Below are 20657 nucleotides of genomic sequence, written 5' to 3' on the forward strand. Positions count from 1 at the left end.
GGCCGATGTACCGCACGCCGATCACCCTCGCCGTCACGGCCACCCTGCTCGCCCTCGCCCCCGGCGGCGCCCACGCCGCGCCACCACCGCCCGCACCCGCATCCGGAACGCCGTCCACGCGCGCGCCGTACGCCTGCGCCAAGGACCAGTGGCCCTGGGGCTGTATCGCCGAATGCGAGAGCAGTGGCCGCTGGCACATCAACACCGGCAACGGCTTCTACGGCGGGCTCCAGTTCTGGCAGCCCACCTGGAAGGAGTTCGGCGGTCTGAAGTACGCCGCTCGCGCGGATCTCGCCACGCGTGCGGAGCAGATCCTGGTCGCGCAGGAGGTGCTGGCCGTGCAGGGCTGGGGGGCCTGGCCCGTGTGTTCGAAGCGGTACGGGCTCAAGGGCCGGATGCACACGGTGAAATCCGGTGACACGCTCTCCGCGATCGCCCGCAAGTACAAGGTCAAGGGCGGCTGGCCGGCCTTCCACAAGGCCAACAAGAAGACGATCGGCGCCGATCCGAACCGCCTGAAGCCCGGCATGCTGCTCGTCATTCCGAAGGCTTCGACCCGGTCCTCGGCGCTCTTCGGGCCGCCTGTGACGAGCGCCTGAGCTCGGCCGCCTCGCCGCTGAACACGACGGCGCCCCGGCGCAGTTCGTACACCAGCGCCGGGTGGTCGCCCAGGATCGGCGGCAGTCGTTGCTCGGCGAGGACCACGCAGGCGTCGAGGGCGGCGAGGAGTTCGTACGTACGGGTCGCCACCGCCGGGGACATGCCCTGCGTCGGTTCGTCGGCGAGCACCACGCGCGGGCGGGCCAGCAGGGCCCGGGACAGGGCGAGCATGCGCTGCTCGCCGCCGGAGAGGGTGCCTGCCCGGCGCGGGAGCAGGCGTTCCAGGCGGGGGTAGGCGTCCAGGGCCCTGTCGTAGGCGGGGGCGGTGAGTTCGAGGTTCTCGCGGACCGTGAGCGAGCCGAAGACCGCCTGACGTTCCGGGACCAGGCACAGGCCCCGGCGGGCGCGCTCGTACGCCGGTACGCGGGTCACGTCCACGCCGTCCCACACCACCGCGCCCGCGGACAGGGGGACGGTTCCGGCCAGGGCCCGCAGCGCGGTCGTACGGCCTGATCCGTTGCGGCCCAGCAGGACCGTCAGGCCGGGGGCGGCTGCGATCGTGACTCCGTGCAGCGCCTCCAACGGGCCGTAGCGCACGCGTGCGTGGCGCAGGGACATGGTCATACGGGGGTCTCCTGGGCGCCGAGTGTGTCCAGGACGTGGTCCGGGGGGCCGGAGGCGATGACGCGGCCCGCGGTCATGACGTGCACGACGTCCGCGAGGTCGGCGACGAGGTCGAGGTCGTGCTCGACGACGAGGAGCGCGGTGCCGTCGGCGGCGAGGGCCTTGAGGACTCGGGCCAGTGCGGTGATCTCCGCGGTGTCCAGGCCGGCGGCGGGTTCGTCGAGGAGGAGCACTCGGGGGCTGCCGGCGAGGGCTCTTGCGAGTTCCACCCGGCGGAGGGTGCCGGTGGGGAGGTCGGCGGCGGGGGTGTTGCTCAGGGGGGTGAGGCCCAGCAGGCGGAGGGCTCTTGCCACGGCTGTGGGGTCGGTGATGTGGCCTTGCTCTGCGCCTACGCGGACGTTTTCGGCCACGGTGAGGGAGGGGAAGACGGCGAGTTGCTGGAAGGTGCGGGCGATGCCGAGGCGGGTGCGGGTGTGGGCGGGGAGGTGGGTGATGTTCCGGTCGCCGTAGTGGATGTCGCCCTGGGTGGCGTGGAGGGTGCCCGCGAGGCAGTGGAAGAGGGTGCTCTTTCCTGCGCCGTTGGGGCCGACGACGGCGGTGATCCGGGCGGGGGGTACGTGGAGGTCGACGCCGTCGAGGGCTTTGAATCCGCCATAGGTTGCGTGCAGGGCGCGGGCTGTGAGGGCGGGCACCCGGTCTCCGGCCGGGTGGCGTTTCCCACCCGCACCGCCTGTGCGGGTTTCGACTGTGGGTGCCGGTGGCCCTGGTGGGGGTTCAGCGCCGTCGGCGGCTGCCGGTGGGCTGGGCTCAGATGGCCGCCGGAGGTGTCCCCGCACCGCCACCCCCCGCTCCGTCAGCCTCGCCCGTCGGCGGAGTTGTAGGCGGGTTGCCGCCCCGCGCAGCGCCTCGTACGGGCCGCCGGGGAAGCGGCCCAGCAACACCGCCAGTACGCCGATCAGGGCCGCTGCCACGCCGCCTCGGGCGCCCGCGTCCAGGCCGACCAGGAGGGCCGCTGCCGCCAGGGCGCCCAGGGTGCTGTCGGCGCCCAGGACCATGATCGCGGCGAACCAGAGGAGGCCGCGGACGGGGTCGTAGGCGGTGGGGTCGAAGGCGCGCAGGCCCATGCCGAGCATGCCGCCGCCCAGGGCTGCCAGCGCCGCGCCCGAGACGAAGGCAAGCAGCTTCAGGGAGGGGACGCGCACGCCCGCCGCTGCCGCGCCCGACTCGTGGTCGCGCATTGCCGCCAGGGCGCGGCCCGTTCGGCCCCTGCGCAGGGCCCTGGTCGCCAGGAGGGCCGCTGCCAGCAGGAGCAACTCCAGTACGTAGTACGCGCGGTCTCCCTCGAAGCCCGCCGGGCGGCCCAGGGACAGGCCCGACGTGGCGTAGGGCTGGGCGAAGACGAAGCGGCTGACGCCGACTCCCACCGCGAACGTCGCCAGGGCCAACGCCAATCCTCTGCGGGTGATCGCCGGCCAGCCCGTCAGGAGGCCCAACGGGGCCACCAGGAGCACCGCCACGGCCAGGGCCGCCAGCTCGGGCAGGCGCGGCAGGCCCGGGAAGCGGCCCGCCGCCAGGAGGGCCGTGAAGAGGGCGCCCAGGCCCGCGTACGCCGCCTGGCCCAGGGAGATCTGGCCGCCCCGGCCGGTGACCACGACCAGGGACAGCAGTACGACTCCCAGCGCCGGGACCTGGACCGACGTGTGGAGGTCCGTGCCGGCGAAGCCCAGGGGGAGGAGGAACAGCACCACCGCCACGATCCACGCGCCCGGAGGCGTGGGTACGCGCGCCGTCGCCGTGCGCGGGAGCGCGTCCCGGGTCCCGATGCGGGGGAGGGCCAGCGCGGCGATCAGCAGGGCCACCACGAACAGGTTCGCGCCGACCGCCTGGAGCAGCGGCTCACCCCAGCCCGACGGGTGCAGCCGCGTCAACTGGCTCTGCGCCACGCCGATGCCGAGGGCCGTCAGCACCGCCACCGGCAGGCTGCGCATCCGCGCCGCCACGGCTACCGCCACCACCTCCATCACCAGCAGCGGCAGTCCGTACGGGTCCAGGCGGACGTACGGCGCCAGCAGTACACCCGTCAGGCCCGCCGTGAAGGAGCCGAACGCCCAGCCCGCCGCGGCCACCCGGTCCGCGTCGATCCCGCCGAGCACCGCGAGTTGCCGGTCGTCCACGACGGCCCGCAGCTCCCGCCCGAACAGGGTCCACCGGATGATCGCCCCGACCACCGCGGCCAGCACCAGAGCCACCGCCAGCTGTCCCCAGGGGTCCGTCGACACCAGCAGCTCGGGTGCGTCGTCCCGTGCCCCTTGACCCCACAGCAGTGCCGCCCCGCCCACCAGCAGCACGAACACCCCGATGGACGCCACCAGCGTCTGCGCGGGGTCGCTGCCGAGGACGGACAGCGGACGGAAGACGAAGCGTTCCAGCGCCATGCCGATCGCCGGTGCCAGGAGCAGCAGGGTCACCGCGGCCCCCGCCCACAAGGGCCAGCCCCACTCCACCACGCACTGCCGCAGCACATACGCGCACACCATCGCGATGGCGCCGTGCGCGAAGTTGAGTACGCCGGTCGCGCGGTAGGTCACGACCAGCCCGATCCCGGTGAGCGCGGCGGCGCTGCCGACCGAGAGACCGGCCAGGGTGAGGTCGTACGTGAGCGAGGACATCAGTCGTCCGCTTCGGCGGGCTCACAGATCGGGCACGGGCCCAGTTCGCCGCTCCTCACCAGCTTCGCGTCGACCGGCACCGCCTCCGCCTTCCCGGCCACCAGCGGACAGTCCGCCCGGTGCCACAGCGTGCCGCCCGGCACCATCAGCAGATCCGCGCTGACCGCGAGCGGCGCCGTGGCCGGTTCCCCCACGGCCTCGACCGGTTCCGCGGCCACGAGCAGGCCGTACAGCTCCTCCACGCGCGCGGCGGCGAGCGCGTTGCGGCCATGGGTGAGCAGTACCGCCCCGGCGACGATCAGCGCGGCGCCGGGGACCGTGCAGGAGGCGAGATAGGGCAGCTGTCGCTCGGCGAACCGCTCGCCCGAGACGCCGTACCAGCCGAGCACGCACAGCACCGCGCCCGCGGCGAGGGCCGCCCAGCCGGCCCACAGGACGGGGTGCACGGTCCGCAGTCGGGCTGTCCGCATCTCAGGCTCCTCTGGCTTCACACGTCATATGTCTGTCCATGTCAGCCGATGGCTTGCACTATGCCTCCTGTGAGCTGACCCTGAAAGCACCGGGCGCACCCGGCCCGGACCGACACCCGGTGGTGAGCCAGATGGTTCTCGGGAGCGACCTCAGTCGGCGGAACACGGGACGCGGTACGGCGCTGGCGGCCGCCCTGCTGCTCTTCCTCGCCCCCGCCCTCGCGGCATGCAGTGACGACGAGGGAGGCGGCGGCGACACACCCCCGCCCTCGCCGTCGATCGAGCGCACGACGAGCGCCCCAGCCACGGCACCGGCCGACGCTGCCGCCGCCGAGCAGGAGGTCAAGCAGAACTGGCAGAAGTTCTTCGACCCGAAGACCTCCATGGAGGACAAGCAGACCGTCCTGGAGAACGGCGAGCAGATGGCGCCCGTGCTCCAGGCGTTCAGCGGCGACGAGCGCGGCGGACAGGTCGGGGCCCAGGTCACCGAGGTGGCCTTCACCTCGGCGACCGAGGCGGACGTGACGTACACGCTCACCCTGAACGGCGCCACCGCCCTGCCGGACGCCGCGGGGACGGCCGTGGAGCAGGACGGCACCTGGAAGGTGTCCGCCAAGACGCTGTGCGCGCTGGTGCAACTGAGCGGCAATGGCTCGGCCTCGCCGGTTCCGGGCTGCTGAGGCGGTGGCGGCGCTGCTGCTGCTCGTGCTGAGCGCGGCGTGCGGCAGTCGGCTGCCGGAGAGCGACTTCGAGGGCGGCGGCCGTACGACGCCGTCCGCGGCCGCCGAGCCGATCCGGGTCGGCATCATCACCAGCGCCACCAGCCCCGTCGGCGGCGACGCCTTCACCGGCCCGCGCGACGGCGCCAAGGCGTACTTCGAGCGGCTCAACGCGCGCGGGGGCGTCGACGGGCGGCCGGTCGAGGTGCGGCTGTGCGACGACGGCGGCAGCGGGGTCGGCAACAACGAGTGCGTGCACCGGCTCATCGACGAGGACAAGGTGGTCGCTCTGGTCGCCACCACGGCCCTCGACTACGCGGGCGCCTCCCTCGTCTCCCGCGCACGCGTTCCCGACATCGGCGGCCAGCCCATCGGCGCCGCGTACGACACCTGGCCGCATCTGTACGGCATCTACGGCAGCCTCGCCCCGCGTGAGGGCACGGTCGGCTGGGACGGCGAGCTGTACGGCGGCACCGAGGTCTACCGCTACTTCAAGCGCGAGCACGGTGCCCGCACCGCCGCCGTCGTCTCCTACAACCAGGCCGCGTCCGCCGCCTACGCGCGGCTCGTCGAGCGGGGCCTGAAGGCCGAGGGGTACGAGGTGATCACCGAGCAGGTCGACTTCGCGCTGCCCAACTTCCGCGCCGTCGCCGCCGATCTGAAGGAACAGGGCGCCGACCTCGTCTTCGACGCCATCGACAGCCACGGCAACGCCCGGCTGTGCGCGGCCATGGACGACGCCGGCGTCGAGCTCACCGCCAAGGTGACGAACGTACAGAACTGGACGTCCACCGTCGCCGACGACTACAAGGACGCCCCGCGCTGCCGCAACGCCCTGTGGGCGACCGGATCCAGCCGTAACTTCGAGGACGCCGGGCACCCGGCCGTACGGGAGTTCCGGGACGCGACCGAGGGGCTGAAGACGCACTCGCAGTGGCAGCTGGAGGGGTGGGCGGCCGCGCGGTGGTTCACGGAGGCGGCGCGGGCCTGCGCCGGGGAGGGCGTCACGCGCGCGTGCGTCGACGGCTGGATGAGCCGCAGCCAGGGCTACACCGCCGACGGCCTGCTGCTTCCGGTCCGCTTCGAGCAGTTGCCCGAGCCGCCGACGACGCGCCGGGCGTGTCTGTCGGTGGCCCGCTGGGAGGACGGGCGGGGCTGGGTGTCCCAGGGCGACATGGACCACACGTGCTTCGACGTACCGCAGTTGGCCTACACGCCCTGAGCCCGGGACGGCTATGACCGCAGTGACAGTGATGTGTCCATTTCTGTCACCTCAGTGCGCGTGAGTTGAGCATTGCGGACCGTTACTGTCCGGTTGCGCTGGCAGACTCGGCGCCATGTTGGACACCTCGGCACGACTGCTACGCCTGCTCTCGCTCCTCCAGGCCCACCGGGAATGGTCCGGCGCTCAACTCGCCGACCGCCTCGGGGTCACCCCCCGCACCGTGCGGCGGGACGTGGAGCGGCTGCGCGAGCTGGGCTACCCCGTCAACGCCAGTCCGGGCACCGGCGGCGGGTACCAGCTGGGCGCCGGCGCCGAGCTGCCGCCGCTGCTGCTGGACGACGACGAGGCGGTCGCCGTCGCCGTCGGCCTGCGCACCGCCGCCGGACAGGGCATCGAGGGCATCGGCGAGACCTCCGTACGGGCCCTGACCAAGCTGGAACAGGTCCTGCCCAACCGGCTGCGCCGCCGGGTCAGCGCGCTGAACGCCTTCACCGTGCCCATGCTGCGCGACCAGCCCTCCGGCGTGGACCCCGGAGTCCTCACCGAACTGGCCCATCTGTGCCGGGACTCCGAGCAACTGCGTTTCGAGTACCGCGGCCACGACGGCACGCTCAGCCGCCGCCGGGCCGAACCGCACCGCCTGGTGTGCACCGAGCGCCGCTGGTACCTGGTCGCCTGGGACCTCGACCGGGACGACTGGCGCATCTTCCGGGTCGACCGCATCACGCCCAGACCGCCGCACGGCCCCCGCTTCACCCCGCGCCGCCCGCCCGCGGACGACCTCGCCGCCTATGTCTCCCAGGGCGTCTCCACGCGCGCGTACGCCGCACGCGCCCTTGTCCGGCTGCTGGTGCCCCTCAGAGAGGCCGCCGAGCACATCTCGCCCTCCGCCGGGGTGCTGGAGCCCGAGGGCCCGCGAAGCTGTCTGCTGCGCACCGGCGCCGGCAACCTGGACGTGATGGTGATCCATGTGATGCTGCTGGGCTTCGAGTTCGAGGTGCTGGAGCCGGTCGAGCTGACCGACGCCATCAGGACTGCTCGGGACCGGCTTTCGCGGGCTCTGGAGCGAGCTCCCCGAACGTGGGGTGGTGCAGATCGAACGCCGGGGACTCCGAGCGGATCCGGGGCAGAGTGGTGAAGTTGTGCCGAGGCGGCGGGCAGGAGGTCGCCCACTCCAGCGAACGGCCGTAGCCCCAGGGGTCGTCGACCTCGACCTTCTTGCCGTACTTGGCGGTCTTCCAGACGTTGTAGAGGAACGGCAGGGTCGACAGGCCGAGCAGGAAGGCGCCGATCGTGGAGACGGTGTTCAGGGCGGTGAAGCCGTCGGCGGCCAGATAGTCGGCGTACCGGCGCGGCATGCCCTCCGCGCCCAGCCAGTGCTGCACCAGGAACGTGGTGTGGAAGCCGACGAACAGCGTCCAGAACTGGATCTTGCCGAGCCGTTCGTCGAGCATCTTCCCGGTGAACTTCGGCCACCAGAAGAAGAACCCGGCGAAGATCGCGAAGGCGACGGTGCCGAAGACGACGTAGTGGAAGTGCGCGACCACGAAGTAGGAGTCCGTGACGTGGAAGTCCATCGGCGGGGAGGCCAGGATCACCCCGGTCAGGCCGCCGAACAGGAACGTCACCAGGAAGCCCACCGACCACAGCATGGGTGTCTCGAAGGACAGCGAGCCCTTGAGCATGGTGCCGGTCCAGTTGAAGAACTTCACCCCCGTCGGCACCGCGATCAGGAAGCTCAGGAACGAGAAGAACGGCAGCAACACCGCGCCGGTGGCGAACATGTGGTGAGCCCACACCACGACCGACAGACCCGTGATCGCCATCGTCGCCCCGATCAGCGTCAGATAGCCGAACATCGGCTTCCGGGAGAAGACCGGGATGATCTCGCTGACGATCCCGAAGAACGGCAGCGCGATGATGTACACCTCGGGATGGCCGAAGAACCAGAACAGGTGCTGCCACAGCAGCGCACCGCCGTTGGCCGCCTCGAAGATGTGCGAGCCGAAGCGCCGGTCGGACTCCAGACACAGCAGCGCCGCCGCCAGCACCGGGAACGCCATCAGGATCAGGATCGACGTGAACAGCGTGTTCCACACGAAGATCGGCATCCGGAACATCGTCATGCCGGGCGCGCGCATCCCGATGATCGTGGTGAGGAAGTTGACCGCGCCGAGGATCGTGCCGAACCCGGACAGCGCGAGCCCCATGATCCACAGATCGCCCCCGATGCCAGGGGACCGCTCCAGGCTGTTGAGCGGCGCATAGGCGAACCAGCCGAAGTCGGCGGGCCCGGACGGCACTGCCAGCGAGCTGATCACGATCAGGCCGCCGAACAGATAGAACCAGTACGACAGCATGTTCAGCCGGGGGAAGGCGACATCGGGCGAGCCGATCTGAAGCGGCATCAGCTCGTTGGCGAAGCCCGCGAACGCCGGGGTCGCGAAGAGCAGCAGCATGATCGTGCCGTGCAGTGTGAACAGCTGGTTGAACTGCTGGTTGTTGATGAGCTGGAGCCCCGGCCGGGCCAGCTCGGCCCGCATCAGCAGCGCCATCAGACCACCGAGCAGGAAGAACAGGAACGATGTGATCAGGTACAGATGACCGATCTTCTTGTGGTCCGTGGTGGTCAGCCAGTCGACGATCACCCGGCCCTTGTGCTTGGTCAGCACGGGTCGTACCGGCGTCTGCACGGTCTGAGTGCCCATCGCTCGCTCGCCCCTTCGCTCGCCTGCCCCGGGCCCGCTGAAGCCCGCGCCGCGCGTGCCCGCGAGCCCACGCCATCATGCTCGCGCCGCCGCACGCTCCGACAGGGGGCGTACGAGGGGTCTGTGCCGCGGTGACGCAATTCCTGTGCGGCGTCAGTTCCCTGGAACCGTTGCGGAATCGGGGGAGAAAGGAGTCCGGGGGGAGTTCTCCCGGAACTTTCCGACGGCCTATTGGGGGAGCCGCCGCGACACGCGGGAATTACGTTCGAATGCCTGCGAAAGGCGTAGGGAACCGCTCGTACGTGTGACGCAGTTCCGGCGAAACGCGTGTCGTGATCCTGTGACAGAAGTGTGACCGGAGAGGGATGAGTCCCCAAGGTGCCGGCGCCCCTGGCCCAAGCCGCCGGACAGGGCCTAGCGTGGCGGCATGGCACCGATTCCGAAACCCCCCGCAGAGCCCCAGGACCAGCCCGACAGCTATCTCGGCCTGGCCGCCGACCGAGCCGAGCGGCTGGCCCGCGAACGCGGCTGGTCCACCGTCCGGTCACTGCCGCCGGGGGCGATCATCACCATGGAATACCTGAGCGGGCGCCTGAACTTCGAGGTGCGGGACGGCCTGGTGACCAGGGCCTGGAAGGGCTGAGCCGACCTACGACGACGGCCCCGGCTCCTCGGGAAGAGGAACCGGGGCCGTCGCTGCGGGGAGGTTGTGCGTACCGAGCCCCGCTGTCCCGCGTCGGCTAACCGCCCGTCAGGGGGCGGGCCGCCGAGGTCGTACCGCGGGTGCCGCGGTCGGTCTGGGGTGGTCTGCGGCTGCCCACCGGGGTGACCGGGGTGCGCTCCGAGCGGGCCGTGTGCGGGCCGGGTGCCAGATAGACCGGCGCCCTCGGCGAACGGGCCGTGGGGGAGACGTCCTGCGCCGACTCACGCGGCTTGAGCAGCACCGGGACCTCGACCGGGGCGGTCGGCACGGGTGCCGTACCGGCGCGGCGGGCCCGCATGCGGTCGCGCAGATCGAAGATCCCCGACTCGGCGCGGGCGATCAGCGGCTCGAACCAGGGCAGCGCGAGCAGGATCAGCAGACCGGCGGCCCAGCCGAGCAGCACATCGCTCAGCCAGTGCGTACCGAGGTAGACGGTGGACAGGCCGACGCCCAGCGAGGTCACCGCCGACAGCGCGGACAGCCAGCGGCGGGCCGCCGGGGTGGACGCCAGATACGCCAGGATTCCCCAGGTCACGACGGCGTTGGCGGTGTGGCCGCTGGGAAATATATCGCCGCCCAGCCACATCTCGTTGGAGCCGACGGTGGTCGCGTAGTGCGGTCCGAGCCGGCCCATGCCGAGCTTGGCGGCGCCCACCGTGACGTTCAGCAGCAGCAGGGAGGTGGCGAGCGCCAGCAGCGGCCGCAGCGTGTGCTGCCGCCAGGAGCGCCAGCCCAGCCAGGCCGCGATCATCACCGCGGTGGGGCCGCGCTGGCCGAGCACCACGTAGTAGTCGACGAATGCGTGGATCTCCGACCACTGCTGGTACGGCCGGAAGAACATGACCTGCCAGTCGAGTCGGACCAGCCACGAGGTGATGACCACGGCCCACACGATGGCGCCGTAGAAGGCCAGGGTCGCCGAGAAAAGGGCGACCCTGTGCCTGCTCATCTTCGGCACATCGATGTGGGCCGGCCGTTCCGGCTCACGGTCCAGCCTCGCGAACACCCGGTCCAGACGGGTGAGGTTTCGTTCGGTACGCACCCAATCGACGTTACAGCGAGTGAGCTCAGAACCCCGTCCATACCGCCGGTTTGTGATGACGATGTGATGTGGGATTCCTCTCAGAGAGCGGCCAATTTCCTACGACTTCGCAATCGGCGGCGGCCGCACCCTTCAATTCCTTTGATCATTCCAGCGCACGGTTTTATCTGGTTTATGAATTCGTTCACCGAAAGCTGGCTTTGAATTCTCCCGGCGATCATCGGGCGTACGGAACGGGTCACGGCGGACCGGAGCCGTTCAGCCAGAACGCCCCGTAGACCGCCGACGCCACCGCGATCAGCGCAAGGACCGAGGCCGACCTGCGTGTTCGGACCCGGGCCAGCGCCAGGGCGAGCGGCAGCAGCAGCGGGAAGGCGGGCATCAGCAGGCGCGGCTTCGAGCCGAAGTAGCTCGACGCGCACAGCGCGAGCGCGGTGACGACACCCGCGTACACCAGGAGTGGGAGCGGCTGGCCCTGGCGCACACAGACGACGTACAGCCAGACCACGAGGCCGACTCCGGCGATCAGGGCGAGTCCGGCGAGCGCCGAGGGAATCGACGTGAACTTGTCGGCGACGAAACGGGCGAAGGCATGGCCGCCGTCGAAGCCGTTGCGCCAGCCGGCCTGGACGTCGAGATAGCCGAGCGGGCCCTTGCCGGTGTCATGGCCGACCCACAGGACGTAGCCGGCGGCGCCCAGGGGCGCGAGCAGCATGCCGAGGGCGCGCCGGGTCGCGGACGCGCGGGGTGGGGGCGTGCCGCCGACGGGGGAAGGGGCGCGCACAGCGTTCTGCGCGCCGTCCGTGGGCGCCGAGCTTCGCTCCCGCACGAACGAGGCAATTCCGCCCGCCCACACCGCCGCCACCACGGCAAGACCGACCGGGCGGGTCAGCCCCGCCAGCAGGGCCAGGCTGCCCGCCGTCAGCCAGCGGCCGGTCAGCACCGCGTACAGCGACCAGGCAGCCAGCGCCGTGAACAGTGACTCGCTGTACGCCATCGACTGCACGATCCCGACCGGCAGCACCGCCCACAGCAGCACCGCGCAGACCGCGGCCCGGCTGCCGTACACGTGCTCGGCGACCGCGAAGATCCCCCAGGCGGCGGCGAGCGAGGCGAGTACCGCGACCAGGAAACCGGCGTCCGCGGCCGACAGCGGGCTGATCGCCGCGCCCAGCCGCTCCAGCCACGGCAGCAGCGGGAAGAACGCCAGGTTCGAGTGGACGTCGCCGTTCGGCAGCCGCACCTCGTAGCCGTATCCCAGCTCGGCGACCCTGGTGTACCAGAGCGAGTCCCAGCGGGCGGTCAGCAGGGTGTAGGCGGTCTTGTCGCGCGCCGCGCTCCACAGCGCCAGCGTGAGCAGGCCGAGCGCGCGCACGGCTGCGTACCCCAGCAGGGCCGGAGCCACCCGGCGCACGCGGGGATCGAGCCGCTGGGACAGACGCGGAGCGGGGCGCGCAGAAAGATCGGTCACGGGCTCGATTATCTGTGCGGCAGGGAACCGGACGGCCCGCCGGGGCGTGCTCGGCAAGGGGCAGGAAAGTGGCGTACGCCACACGTGTTCCGTCCGCAGTCTGAGAGGTCCGCCACTCGGCACCGGCGCGGACTCGCGTACGCTGACGAGTCACTCGCTTCGTTGCGCGGGCCGGGGACCACCGCTCCTCCCCGGCCGAGTCACGGGGAGTCCCCACCCCGTGAGCCCGCCGAAGGCGAGGGAACATCTGGGAGGTACGTACATGTCCGGGACGACCACGGCCGCCGCGCTGCGCCGTCGGGCGGCCGGGGCCGGTGCCAACCGCTGGGTCGTCCTCATGGTCCTGTGCGCCAGTCTGCTGCTGGTCGCCGTCGACGCCACCGTGCTGCATGTGGCGGTGCCCGCCGTCACCGAGGACCTCAAGCCCGGCGGCATAGAACTGCTCTGGATCGTCGACGTCTACCCGCTCGTCTGCGCCTCGCTGCTGATCCTCTTCGGCACGCTCGGCGACCGGGTGGGCCGCAGACGGATCCTGCTCCTCGGATACGGCCTGTTCGGCGTCGCCTCCGCCATGGCCGCCCTCGCCGACACCGCCCAGGTGCTGATCGCGGCGCGGGCGCTGCTCGGCGTCGGCGGCGCGATGATCATGCCGGCCACCCTGTCGATCCTCCGCCAGGTCTTCCCCGACCGGCGTGAGCGAGCGCTCGCCATCGGTATCTGGAGCGCGGTGGCCGCGGTCGGCGCGGCCGTCGGACCGCTGCTCGGCGGCTTCCTGCTGGAGCACTTCTGGTGGGGCTCGGTCTTCCTCGTCAACATCCCGTTGATGCTGGTCAGCCTGCCGGTGGGCCGACTGCTGCTGCCCGAGTCCAAGGGCGCCGCCGACGGCCCCTGGGACGTGGTGGGCGCGCTGATGGCGGCGGCCGGTCTGTTCGGGGTCGTGCTGGGCGTGAAGCGGCTCGGCGGCGGCGACATCGGGGGCGGCACCGCGGTGCCGCTGCTGGTGGGCGCGGCGCTGCTGGTTCTCTTCGTACGACGCCAGCGGCGCCGTAAGCACCCCCTCGTGGACCTGCGGATGTTCGCCCGTCCCGCGTTCAGCACCTCGGTGGGCTGCATCGTGCTGGCGATGCTCGCGCTGGTCGGCCTGGAGCTGATCGCGGCGCAGTATCTCCAGCTGGTCCTCGGCCTCTCCCCGCTGGAGACGGGCCTCAGGCTGCTGCCGCTGACCATCGCGGCGATGGGCGCGGGACTCGCCGGAGCGCGCATGCTGCGCCGGTTCGGGCCGCGCCGGATGGTGTGCGCCGGGTTCTGCCTGACGGCGTTCGCGGTGGTGCTGCTGACCGCGATGGGCGGCACCGACGACCCCGCGCTGATGCTCTCCGGGTTCGTGCTGCTGGGCTTCGGTCTGGAGACCACGCTGTTCGGGGCGTACGAGTCGATGCTGAGCGAGGCCCCGCCGGAGCAGGCGGGCGGCGCCGCGGCGATCGGCGAGACCTCCTACCAGCTCGGCGCCGGCATCGGCATCGCGCTGCTGGGCAGCGTGATGAACGCGGCGTACACGCCGGGTCTGTCGTCCGTGCCCGGCGTGCCCGCCTCGGCGTCCACGGCGGCCGGGCACTCGCTGGGCGAGGCCTACGAGGTGGCCGGGCAGCTCGGCGGCGTCGCCGGGGAGACCCTGCGCGAGGCCGCGCGGAACTGCTTCGTCCACGGGCTGCATGTGACGCTGCTGGTCAGCGCCGGACTGCTGCTGCTCGGCGCGGTGATGGCGCTGCGGCTGCCGCGGACCATGAACTGCGAGGCGGTGGCCGCTCCGGTGGAGGTCCCGGCGCCGCGGGAGGTCGCGGAGTCCCGGGTCACGGCCTGAGAGCCCTGGACGTGGTGGAGACTGCGTCGTAACGTCGGCCTTCAACCCGTGACTAGCACTGCTAGTTTTGAGCTGCCGGAGGGTCTCCCATGCCGTTGCCCCCGTTCGATCCCGCCGATCCGCTCGGGATCGACGATCTGCTGGAGCCCGAGGACCTCGCGGTCCGCGACACCGTCCGCCGCTGGGCCGCCGACCGCGTCCTGCCCCACGTCGCCGAGTGGTACGAGTCCGGCGAACTCCCCGTCATCCGCGAACTGGCCCGTGAGCTGGGCGGGATCGGCGCGCTCGGCATGTCCCTGAGCGGCTACGGCTGCGCGGGCGCCACCGCCGTCCAGTACGGCCTGGCCTGTCTGGAGCTGGAGGCCGCCGACTCCGGGATCCGCTCCCTGGTCTCCGTGCAGGGCTCCCTCGCCATGTACGCCATCCACCGCTACGGCAGCGAGGAGCAGAAGCAGAGCTGGCTGCCCCGGATGGCCTCCGGCGAGGTCATCGGCTGCTTCGGGCTCACCGAGCCGGACATCGGCTCCGACCCCGCCGCCATGCGGACGTACGCCAAGCGCGACGGCGGCGACTGGGTGCTGACGGGCCGCAAGATGTGGATCACCAATGGCTCTGTCGCCGGGGTCGCCGTCGTCTGGGCGCAGACCGAGGACGGCATCCGCGGCTTCGTGGTGCCCACCGACAGCCCCGGCTTCGCCGCCCCCGAGATCAAGCACAAGATGTCCCTGCGCGCCTCGGTCACCAGTGAGCTGGTGATGGACGAGGTGCGGCTGTCCGCCGACGCCGTACTGCCCGGGGTCACCGGACTGCGCGGACCGCTCAGCTGTCTCTCGCACGCTCGCTACGGCATCGTCTGGGGCTCCATGGGCGCGGCCCGCTCCTGCTTCGAGACGGCCGTCGACTACGCGAAGTCGCGGGAGCAGTTCGGGCGGCCCATCGGTGGCTTCCAGCTCACCCAGGCCAAACTCGCCGACATGGCGGTCGAACTGCACAAGGGGATTCTGCTCGCCCACCATCTGGGGCGGCGGATGGACGCCGGCCGCCTGCGTCCCGAGCAGGTCAGCTTCGGCAAGCTCAACAACGTCCGCGAGGCCATCGACATCTGCCGTACGGCACGGACGATCCTCGGTGCCAACGGGATCTCGCTGGAGTACCCGATCATGCGGCACGCGACGAACCTCGAATCGGTGCTGACGTACGAGGGCACCGTCGAGATGCACCAGCTCGTGCTGGGCAAGGCGCTCACCGGGCTCGACGCCTTCCGGTGAACCCCGAGGGGGCAGGGCCGAAGCGATCGGCCCTGCCTCAGCTCTGGTTGAAGAAACCGTCCGTGCGGTGCGCGGCCGGCTCGCCGTTGATGATCTCGGTGTCGGCCGGGGTCAGCAGGAACACCCGGGTGGACACCCGCTCGATCGAGCCGCGCAGACCGAAGATCAGGCCCGCGGCGAAGTCGACGACGCGCTTGGCGTCGGCGGCCTCCATGGCGGTGAGGTTCATGATGACCGGGACACCGTCCCGGAACAGCTCGCCGATGGCGCGGGCGTCCCGGAAGCTGTCCGGGGTGACCGTGCCGATCCGGCGGCCCCGCTCCTCGGCGACATCCGCGGCCACCTTGACCCGCGGGTCGGTGACCCAGGCATCCCCGGACTCGGTCCCTTCGGAGTAGTCGTCGTCGTAGTAACGCTCGTCATCGTTGTCGTCAACGAGGCCCAGCCAGGCACTCGCCTTGCGCACCGATCCCATGGACGCCTCCTCTCACAGCGGTCCTTCTTGCTTTCCGCATCCCTATGGTCATCCATGATGCGGACGGCGCGCCAAGTGGATAGACGCCGCGCGGGGGGTTTGTGACGTTACTGGTGCACAGCGCATACGTCGAGAGCCCAAGCGTGCCAAGGGCCGTGCCCCACATGGCTGCTGACTGTGAGTGAAATATGATTCTTCGCGGCGTATGGGTGAGTCGCGGAGCGTACGGGTGAAGCGGGAGGGCATGAAAGGGGCCGCGGGGACGGCCGGTACGATGCGGCCGCTCCATGTCGTACGAACCTCGGGGGAACGTCGTGTTCGGAATAGTGAGGCCCTGCCGCCATCGGCTGGGGGAGCGGTTCACCGGTCAGTGGATGGCTCATCTGTGCGGTCTGTGCCTGGCGTTGCGCGGGGACCACGGTCAGTTCGCGCGGGTGGTGACGAACTACGACGGGCTGCTGATCTCGGTTCTGACGGAGGCTCAGGCCGTCGGGAGCGACGGACTGCGGCGCACGGCCGGCCCGTGTCCGCTGCGCGGGATGCGCACGGCGTCCGTGGCGCAGGGTGAGGGGGCGCGGCTCGCGGCGGCGGTCTCGCTGGTGCTGGCCTCGGCGAAGGTGCGGGACCATCTCGCCGACGGGGACGGGCTGCTGGCGCGCAAGCCGGTGGCGCTGGCCGCGCGCCGGGTCGCGTCGAGTTGGGGAGCCGCGGGGGCGCGCAGCGGTTCCGCGGTGGGGTTCGACACCGGGCTGCTGGTCGACGCGGTGGACCGGCAGGTGGGGATCGAGGCGCTGGCGGGGCCGGGGACCTCGCTGCTGGTGGTGACCGAGCCGACCGAGACCGCGACGGCGGCGGCCTTCGCGCATACGGCGGTGCTGGCCGGGCGGCCCGCGAACGCCGAGCCGCTCGCCGAGGCGGGGCGGCTGTTCGGACGGCTGGCGCATCTGCTGGACGCCGTGGAGGACCGGGAGGCCGACGCGGCGTCGGGGGCGTGGAACCCGCTGACGGCGACGGGGGCGTCCCTGACGGAGGCGCGGCGGCTGGCCGACGACGCGGTGCACGGCATCCGGCTGGCGTTGCGGGAGGTCGAGTTCACCGATCCGAAGCTGGTGCATGTGCTGTTGGTGCACGAGCTGCGGCGGTCGGTGGACCGGGCGTTCGGCACGGCGTCCTGCTCGCACATGGCGGGGCCGTACGCGCCGCCCGGAGGGCCGGGCGGTCCGGGGTTTCCTCCGGAGCCGCCCCGGCGGGATCGGCGGGGGCTGCTCACGGGGTGCGCGGTCTGGCTCGGGCTGGCCTGCACCTGCCAGATGTGCTGCGGGACGTTCGAGGACCCCTGGTCGCGGCAGCGGCGGGAGGGGCTGTGCACCAACTGCGATTGCAGCGGGTGCGGGGACTGCTGCAGCTGCTGCGACTGTTGCGGCAACTGCTGCGGGGACGACGGCTGCGGCTGTGACGGCTGCGACTGCGGGTGCAGTTGCTGAAGCAGGTGGACCGAGGCGCGCGGATGTTTCCGTGCGCCTCTTGTGTGCGGGGCCCGGCGGGGTCATTCTCACTTGCGGTGCATGTCAGGAACACGCCATTTCGGCAGCGTCTCACGGGCCCCCACCCCGTAGGGCCTTCCGCTTCCCAAGAGGAGGACCAGTGAGAACCAAGCGCACCAGACTGCTCGCCGTCGCCGCAGGGCTCGTCGCCGCCACCCTGGCCGGCGCGCCGGGCGCGGCCGCCGGTGACACCGCTCCCCGCAGTGCGGCACAACTCGCCCAAGTCCAGGACGCCGTGGCGGACGCCGCGGTCGACGGGACCGCCTGGTACGTCGACGAGACGAGTGGCCGCGTCGTGGTGACCGCGGACAGCACGGTCTCCAAGGCCGAGACCGCCCGTATCAAGAAGGCGGCCGGCGCCGACGCGGGCGCCGTGCGGATCGACCGCGCGCAGGGCGTCTTCCGGCCGCTGCTCTCCGCCGGGGACGCCATCTACGGTGGCCAGTACCGCTGTTCGCTCGGGTTCAACGTGGTCAGCGGCAGCACGTACTACTTCCTCACCGCCGGGCACTGCGGCAAGTCGGTGAGCACCTGGTACACCGACCAGGCCCACAACACGCTGATCGGCCCGACGCTCGGGGCCAGCTTCCCGGGCAACGACTACGCCCTCGTCCGCTACGACAACACCGGCCTCAGCCACCCCGGCGGCTACTCCGCCGCGGACGCCTATGTGGGCGAGTCCGTCAAGCGCACCGGCTCGACCACGGGCACCCACAGCGGGACCGTCACCGCGCTCGACGTCACCGTTCGCTACCAGGGCGGCGGCACGGTCCGGGGCATGATCCAGACCACGGTCTGCGCCGAGCCCGGCGACTCGGGCGGCCCGCTGTACGACGGGACGAAGGCGCTCGGCATCACCTCGGGCGGCAGCGGCAACTGCCGGACCGGCGGCACGACGTTCTACCAGCCCGTTCCGGAGGCGCTCAGCGCGTACCGGGTCAGCGTCTACTAGGCCCTCCCTTCAGTTCCTCACCCGTTCCGCACGTCGGTTGAAGGCTGCACGGCCGAAAGGCGCCCTTGCGTCCACCGGCCGTGTGGCCGAATACTCCCCGACAGCGCGCTTGTCAGGGGCACGGCATGTTCGGAATCCGGATGAATCCGGCCCCTGGCTGCGCCTCACGGGCCCGAAACCCCACGAGGGCCCCCGACTTCCCATGTGGAGGAACGAAAAGTGAGGATCAAGCGCACCACTCCCCGCAGCGGTATCGCGAGACGGACCCGGCTGATCGCCGTATCGACCGGCCTCGTGGCCGCCGCGGCCATCGCGATCCCCAGCGCGAACGCGGCCGACACCCCCACCACCTTCAGCTCCACCGAGCTGAAGAGCGCGAGCAGCTCCGTGCTCAAGGCCGACGTGCCGGGTACCGCCTGGGCCGTCGACAGCAAGACCAACCGGGTCGTCGTCACCGTCGACAGCACGGTCTCCAAGGCCGAGATCGCCAAGATCCGGCAGCAGGCGGGCGGCAACGCCGACGCCCTCACCATCAAGCACACCTCCGGCAAGTTCCAGAAGTACATCGCAGGTGGCGACGCCATCTATGCGAGTAGCTGGCGCTGCTCCCTCGGCTTCAACGTCCGCAACAGCGCGGGCGCCTACTACTTCCTGACCGCCGGTCACTGCACCGACGGCGCGGGCACGTGGTACTCGAACTCCGGACGGACGACGGTCCTCGGCCCGACCGCCGGCTCCAGCTTCCCGACGAACGACTACGGTCTGGTGCGCTACACCAACACCTCGATCACCAAGTCGGGCACCGCCGGGAACACGGACATCACCCGTGCGGGCACCCCGAGCGTGGGCACCACCGTCACCCGTGACGGCTCCACCACCGGTATCCACAGCGGCCGGGTCACCGCCCTGAACGCCACCGTGAACTACGGCGGCGGCGATGTCGTCTACGGCATGATCCAGACCACGGTCTGCGCCGAGCCCGGCGACTCCGGCGGCCCGCTCTACTCCACGAGCGGTATCGCCTACGGTCTGACCTCCGGCGGCAGCGGCAACTGCTCCTCCGGCGGTACGACCTTCTTCCAGCCCGTCGTGGAGGCCCTCAACGCCTACGGCATGAGCGTCTTCTAGAAGCACCCGGGCGCAGCCGGCAGCGCATTCAGAGCCCCCGTACGCAACTGTCGTGCGGGGGCTCGCCCTTGTCCGGAGTGCGGAGTTACGGTCGAAGGAGACACCAGGTAGGCACCTGACAACCTGATGCGTCCACTTCGGACCCTGGGGGCCGTGATGGTCGAGGAGCTGGTGGCGACGGGAGCGGCGCTCGCGTCGGTCGGAGCGGTGTACATGATGGCCGCGGCGCGGGTCGTCAAACAGTACGAACGCGGAGTCGTCTTCCGGCTCGGCAAACTCCGTTCCCAGGTGCGCGAGCCGGGGTTCACGCTGATCGTCCCCGTGGTGGACCGGCTGCACAAGGTGAACATGCAGATCGTCACGATGCCGGTGCCGGCCCAGGAGGGCATCACCCGGGACAACGTCACGGTGCGGGTGGACGCGGTCGTGTACTTCAAGGTCGTCGACGCGGCCGACGCCCTGGTGCGGGTCGAGGACTACCGGTTCGCGGTCTCGCAGATGGCGCAGACCTCGCTGCGGTCGATCATCGGCAAGAGCGACCTGGACGACCTGCTGTCGGACCGGGAGAAGCTGAACCAGGGTCTTGAGCTGATGATCGACAGCCCCGCCATCGGCTGGGGCGTGCAGATCGACCGGGTCGAGATCAAGGACGTCTCCCTGCCCGAGACCATGAAGCGGTCGATGGCCCGGCAGGCCGAGGCGGCGCGGGACCGGCGGGCCCGGGTCATCAACGCCGACGCCGAGCTCCAGGCGTCGAAGAAGCTCGCCGAGGCGGCGCAGCAGATGGAGGCCACTCCGGCCGCGCTCCAACTGAGGCTGCTCCAGACCGTGGTGGCGGTCGCGGCCGAGAAGAACTCCACGCTGGTGCTGCCGTTCCCGGTGGAGCTGCTGAGGTTCCTGGAGCGGGCGGCGCAGCCGCCGGCGGTCGCCGCGGCGCCGGGGGCGGTCGCCGCGCCGGGGGTGGACGCCGCGCCACCGCCCGCTTCACAACCTCCGGCTGTCGAGCCCCTGTTGGAACCGGACCCCGAAGGGTCGGATTCAAGACAGGAGTAGACCTTACGCACTGCTTATCGGTTACTCGCACGTAGTGTTTGCAGTGCGAACCCGCCTGGGTGACCATGCACGGTCAAGGGTGCGGGGATGCGGTGTGACGGCCGTGTGTACGTCCTGAAGTCGACCTTGTGTGCCCCCTGTGAGG

The 20657-nt window shown here is 71.2% G+C and carries 18 protein-coding genes; 11 read left to right on the plus strand and 7 right to left on the minus strand.

Going from position 1 to position 20657, the window contains the following annotated elements; translation table 11 throughout:
• Positions 1-5: 5 nt before the first annotated feature.
• Positions 6-599, plus strand: coding sequence for a LysM peptidoglycan-binding domain-containing protein (locus BN159_RS33670; protein ID WP_015661507.1), 594 nt, complete (start codon positions 6-8; stop codon positions 597-599).
• Here BN159_RS33670 and BN159_RS33675 read toward each other — a convergent pair.
• The 3 genes from BN159_RS33675 to BN159_RS33685 are packed head-to-tail and all read right to left on the minus strand — an operon-like array spanning position 538 to position 4363.
• Positions 538-1224 carry an ABC transporter ATP-binding protein gene (locus tag BN159_RS33675; RefSeq protein WP_015661508.1) on the minus strand — a complete coding sequence of 229 codons (687 nt, stop codon included), beginning with the start codon at positions 1222-1224 and terminating at the stop codon, positions 538-540. The genes BN159_RS33670 and BN159_RS33675 overlap by 62 nt on opposite strands.
• On the minus strand, positions 1221-3893 hold the full coding sequence (locus BN159_RS33680) for an ABC transporter permease subunit (RefSeq protein ID WP_015661509.1): 2673 nt from the start codon (positions 3891-3893) through the stop codon (positions 1221-1223). The genes BN159_RS33675 and BN159_RS33680 overlap by 4 nt, the downstream gene beginning before the upstream one ends.
• Complete coding sequence (locus BN159_RS33685) at positions 3893-4363, minus strand: hypothetical protein (protein WP_015661510.1); 471 nt, start codon at positions 4361-4363, stop codon at positions 3893-3895. The genes BN159_RS33680 and BN159_RS33685 overlap by 1 nt, the downstream gene beginning before the upstream one ends.
• Positions 4364-4494: 131 nt before the next feature.
• On the opposite strand from BN159_RS33685, the gene BN159_RS33690 reads away from it, so the two are divergent.
• The 3 genes from BN159_RS33690 to BN159_RS33700 all read left to right on the plus strand — a co-directional run bounded on the left by BN159_RS33690 (position 4495) and on the right by BN159_RS33700 (position 7445).
• A complete protein-coding gene (locus BN159_RS33690; RefSeq protein ID WP_041822095.1) occupies positions 4495-5043 on the plus strand; it encodes a hypothetical protein in 549 nt (182 codons plus the stop codon).
• The gene (locus BN159_RS33695; protein WP_015661512.1) at positions 5012-6304 is read left to right on the plus strand and encodes an ABC transporter substrate-binding protein; all 1293 of its coding nucleotides are present in this window, start codon (positions 5012-5014) and stop codon (positions 6302-6304) included. Before BN159_RS33690 ends, BN159_RS33695 begins: the two co-directional genes overlap by 32 nt.
• A 115-nt stretch (positions 6305-6419) precedes the next feature.
• Positions 6420-7445, plus strand: coding sequence for a helix-turn-helix transcriptional regulator (locus tag BN159_RS33700; RefSeq protein ID WP_015661513.1), 1026 nt, complete (start codon positions 6420-6422; stop codon positions 7443-7445).
• On the opposite strand, the gene ctaD is transcribed toward BN159_RS33700, so the two are convergent.
• A complete protein-coding gene (gene ctaD / locus BN159_RS33705) occupies positions 7336-9015 on the minus strand; it encodes an aa3-type cytochrome oxidase subunit I (RefSeq protein ID WP_015661514.1) in 1680 nt (559 codons plus the stop codon). The two genes, BN159_RS33700 and ctaD, sit on opposite strands and share 110 nt — an antisense overlap.
• A 427-nt stretch (positions 9016-9442) precedes the next feature.
• On the opposite strand from ctaD, the gene BN159_RS33710 reads away from it, so the two are divergent.
• Positions 9443-9658 (plus strand): I78 family peptidase inhibitor, encoded by a 216-nt coding sequence (locus BN159_RS33710; RefSeq protein ID WP_015661515.1) that lies wholly within the window; start codon positions 9443-9445, stop codon positions 9656-9658.
• A gap of 97 nt (positions 9659-9755) precedes the next feature.
• On the opposite strand, the gene BN159_RS33715 is transcribed toward BN159_RS33710, so the two are convergent.
• Together BN159_RS33715 and BN159_RS33720 are read right to left on the minus strand one after the other, a co-directional pair.
• Complete coding sequence (locus BN159_RS33715) at positions 9756-10760, minus strand: phosphatase PAP2 family protein (RefSeq protein ID WP_015661516.1); 1005 nt, start codon at positions 10758-10760, stop codon at positions 9756-9758.
• A 238-nt stretch (positions 10761-10998) separates the two neighbouring features.
• Positions 10999-12231: a glycosyltransferase family 39 protein gene (locus BN159_RS33720; RefSeq protein WP_051113573.1), complete on the minus strand. Its 1233-nt coding sequence runs from the start codon at positions 12229-12231 to the stop codon at positions 10999-11001.
• A 262-nt stretch (positions 12232-12493) separates the two neighbouring features.
• Between BN159_RS33720 and BN159_RS33725 the strand changes: the two genes are divergently transcribed.
• Positions 12494-14092, plus strand: coding sequence for an MFS transporter (locus BN159_RS33725; RefSeq protein ID WP_015661518.1), 1599 nt, complete (start codon positions 12494-12496; stop codon positions 14090-14092).
• An 89-nt stretch (positions 14093-14181) separates the two neighbouring features.
• Complete coding sequence (locus tag BN159_RS33730; RefSeq protein ID WP_015661519.1) at positions 14182-15360, plus strand: acyl-CoA dehydrogenase family protein; 1179 nt, start codon at positions 14182-14184, stop codon at positions 15358-15360.
• Positions 15361-15397: 37 nt separating this feature from the next.
• On the opposite strand, the gene BN159_RS33735 is transcribed toward BN159_RS33730, so the two are convergent.
• Entirely contained in the window at positions 15398-15835 is a 438-nt protein-coding gene (locus BN159_RS33735; RefSeq protein WP_015661520.1) for a cell division protein SepF, read from the minus strand.
• A 314-nt stretch (positions 15836-16149) separates the two neighbouring features.
• Here BN159_RS33735 and BN159_RS33740 point away from each other — a divergent pair, with 314 nt between their 5' ends.
• From BN159_RS33740 to BN159_RS33755, 4 genes are all read left to right on the plus strand, one after another.
• Positions 16150-17319: a DUF5685 family protein gene (locus BN159_RS33740; RefSeq protein WP_015661521.1), complete on the plus strand. Its 1170-nt coding sequence runs from the start codon at positions 16150-16152 to the stop codon at positions 17317-17319.
• Between the two features lie 160 nt (positions 17320-17479).
• Positions 17480-18331, plus strand: coding sequence for a S1 family peptidase (locus tag BN159_RS33745; protein WP_015661522.1), 852 nt, complete (start codon positions 17480-17482; stop codon positions 18329-18331).
• 219 nt (positions 18332-18550) lie between these two features.
• A complete protein-coding gene (locus BN159_RS33750) occupies positions 18551-19459 on the plus strand; it encodes a S1 family peptidase (protein ID WP_015661523.1) in 909 nt (302 codons plus the stop codon).
• 156 nt (positions 19460-19615) lie between these two features.
• Positions 19616-20512: a slipin family protein gene (locus tag BN159_RS33755; RefSeq protein ID WP_015661524.1), complete on the plus strand. Its 897-nt coding sequence runs from the start codon at positions 19616-19618 to the stop codon at positions 20510-20512.
• Positions 20513-20657 lie beyond the last annotated feature (145 nt).

The sequence above is a fragment of the Streptomyces davaonensis JCM 4913 genome, assembly GCF_000349325.1.
GTDB classification, from domain to species: Bacteria; Actinomycetota; Actinomycetes; order Streptomycetales; family Streptomycetaceae; genus Streptomyces; species Streptomyces davaonensis.

Bases quoted from the DNA above. Each gene is read 5' to 3' on its own strand.
- BN159_RS33680 (WP_015661509.1), bottom strand. From the start codon at position 3,893: ATGTCCTCGCTCACGTACGACCTCACCCTGGCCGGTCTCTCGGTCGGC.
- BN159_RS33670 (WP_015661507.1), top strand. From the start codon at position 6: ATGTACCGCACGCCGATCACCCTCGCCGTCACGGCCACCCTGCTCGCC.
- BN159_RS33690 (WP_041822095.1), top strand. From the start codon at position 4,495: ATGGTTCTCGGGAGCGACCTCAGTCGGCGGAACACGGGACGCGGTACG.
- BN159_RS33685 (WP_015661510.1), bottom strand. From the start codon at position 4,363: ATGCGGACAGCCCGACTGCGGACCGTGCACCCCGTCCTGTGGGCCGGC.
- ctaD (WP_015661514.1), bottom strand. From the start codon at position 9,015: ATGGGCACTCAGACCGTGCAGACGCCGGTACGACCCGTGCTGACCAAG.
- BN159_RS33710 (WP_015661515.1), top strand. From the start codon at position 9,443: ATGGCACCGATTCCGAAACCCCCCGCAGAGCCCCAGGACCAGCCCGAC.
- BN159_RS33700 (WP_015661513.1), top strand. From the start codon at position 6,420: ATGTTGGACACCTCGGCACGACTGCTACGCCTGCTCTCGCTCCTCCAG.
- BN159_RS33730 (WP_015661519.1), top strand. From the start codon at position 14,182: ATGCCGTTGCCCCCGTTCGATCCCGCCGATCCGCTCGGGATCGACGAT.
- BN159_RS33725 (WP_015661518.1), top strand. From the start codon at position 12,494: ATGTCCGGGACGACCACGGCCGCCGCGCTGCGCCGTCGGGCGGCCGGG.
- BN159_RS33735 (WP_015661520.1), bottom strand. From the start codon at position 15,835: ATGGGATCGGTGCGCAAGGCGAGTGCCTGGCTGGGCCTCGTTGACGAC.
- BN159_RS33695 (WP_015661512.1), top strand. From the start codon at position 5,012: ATGGCTCGGCCTCGCCGGTTCCGGGCTGCTGAGGCGGTGGCGGCGCTG.
- BN159_RS33675 (WP_015661508.1), bottom strand. From the start codon at position 1,224: ATGACCATGTCCCTGCGCCACGCACGCGTGCGCTACGGCCCGTTGGAG.
- BN159_RS33755 (WP_015661524.1), top strand. From the start codon at position 19,616: ATGGTCGAGGAGCTGGTGGCGACGGGAGCGGCGCTCGCGTCGGTCGGA.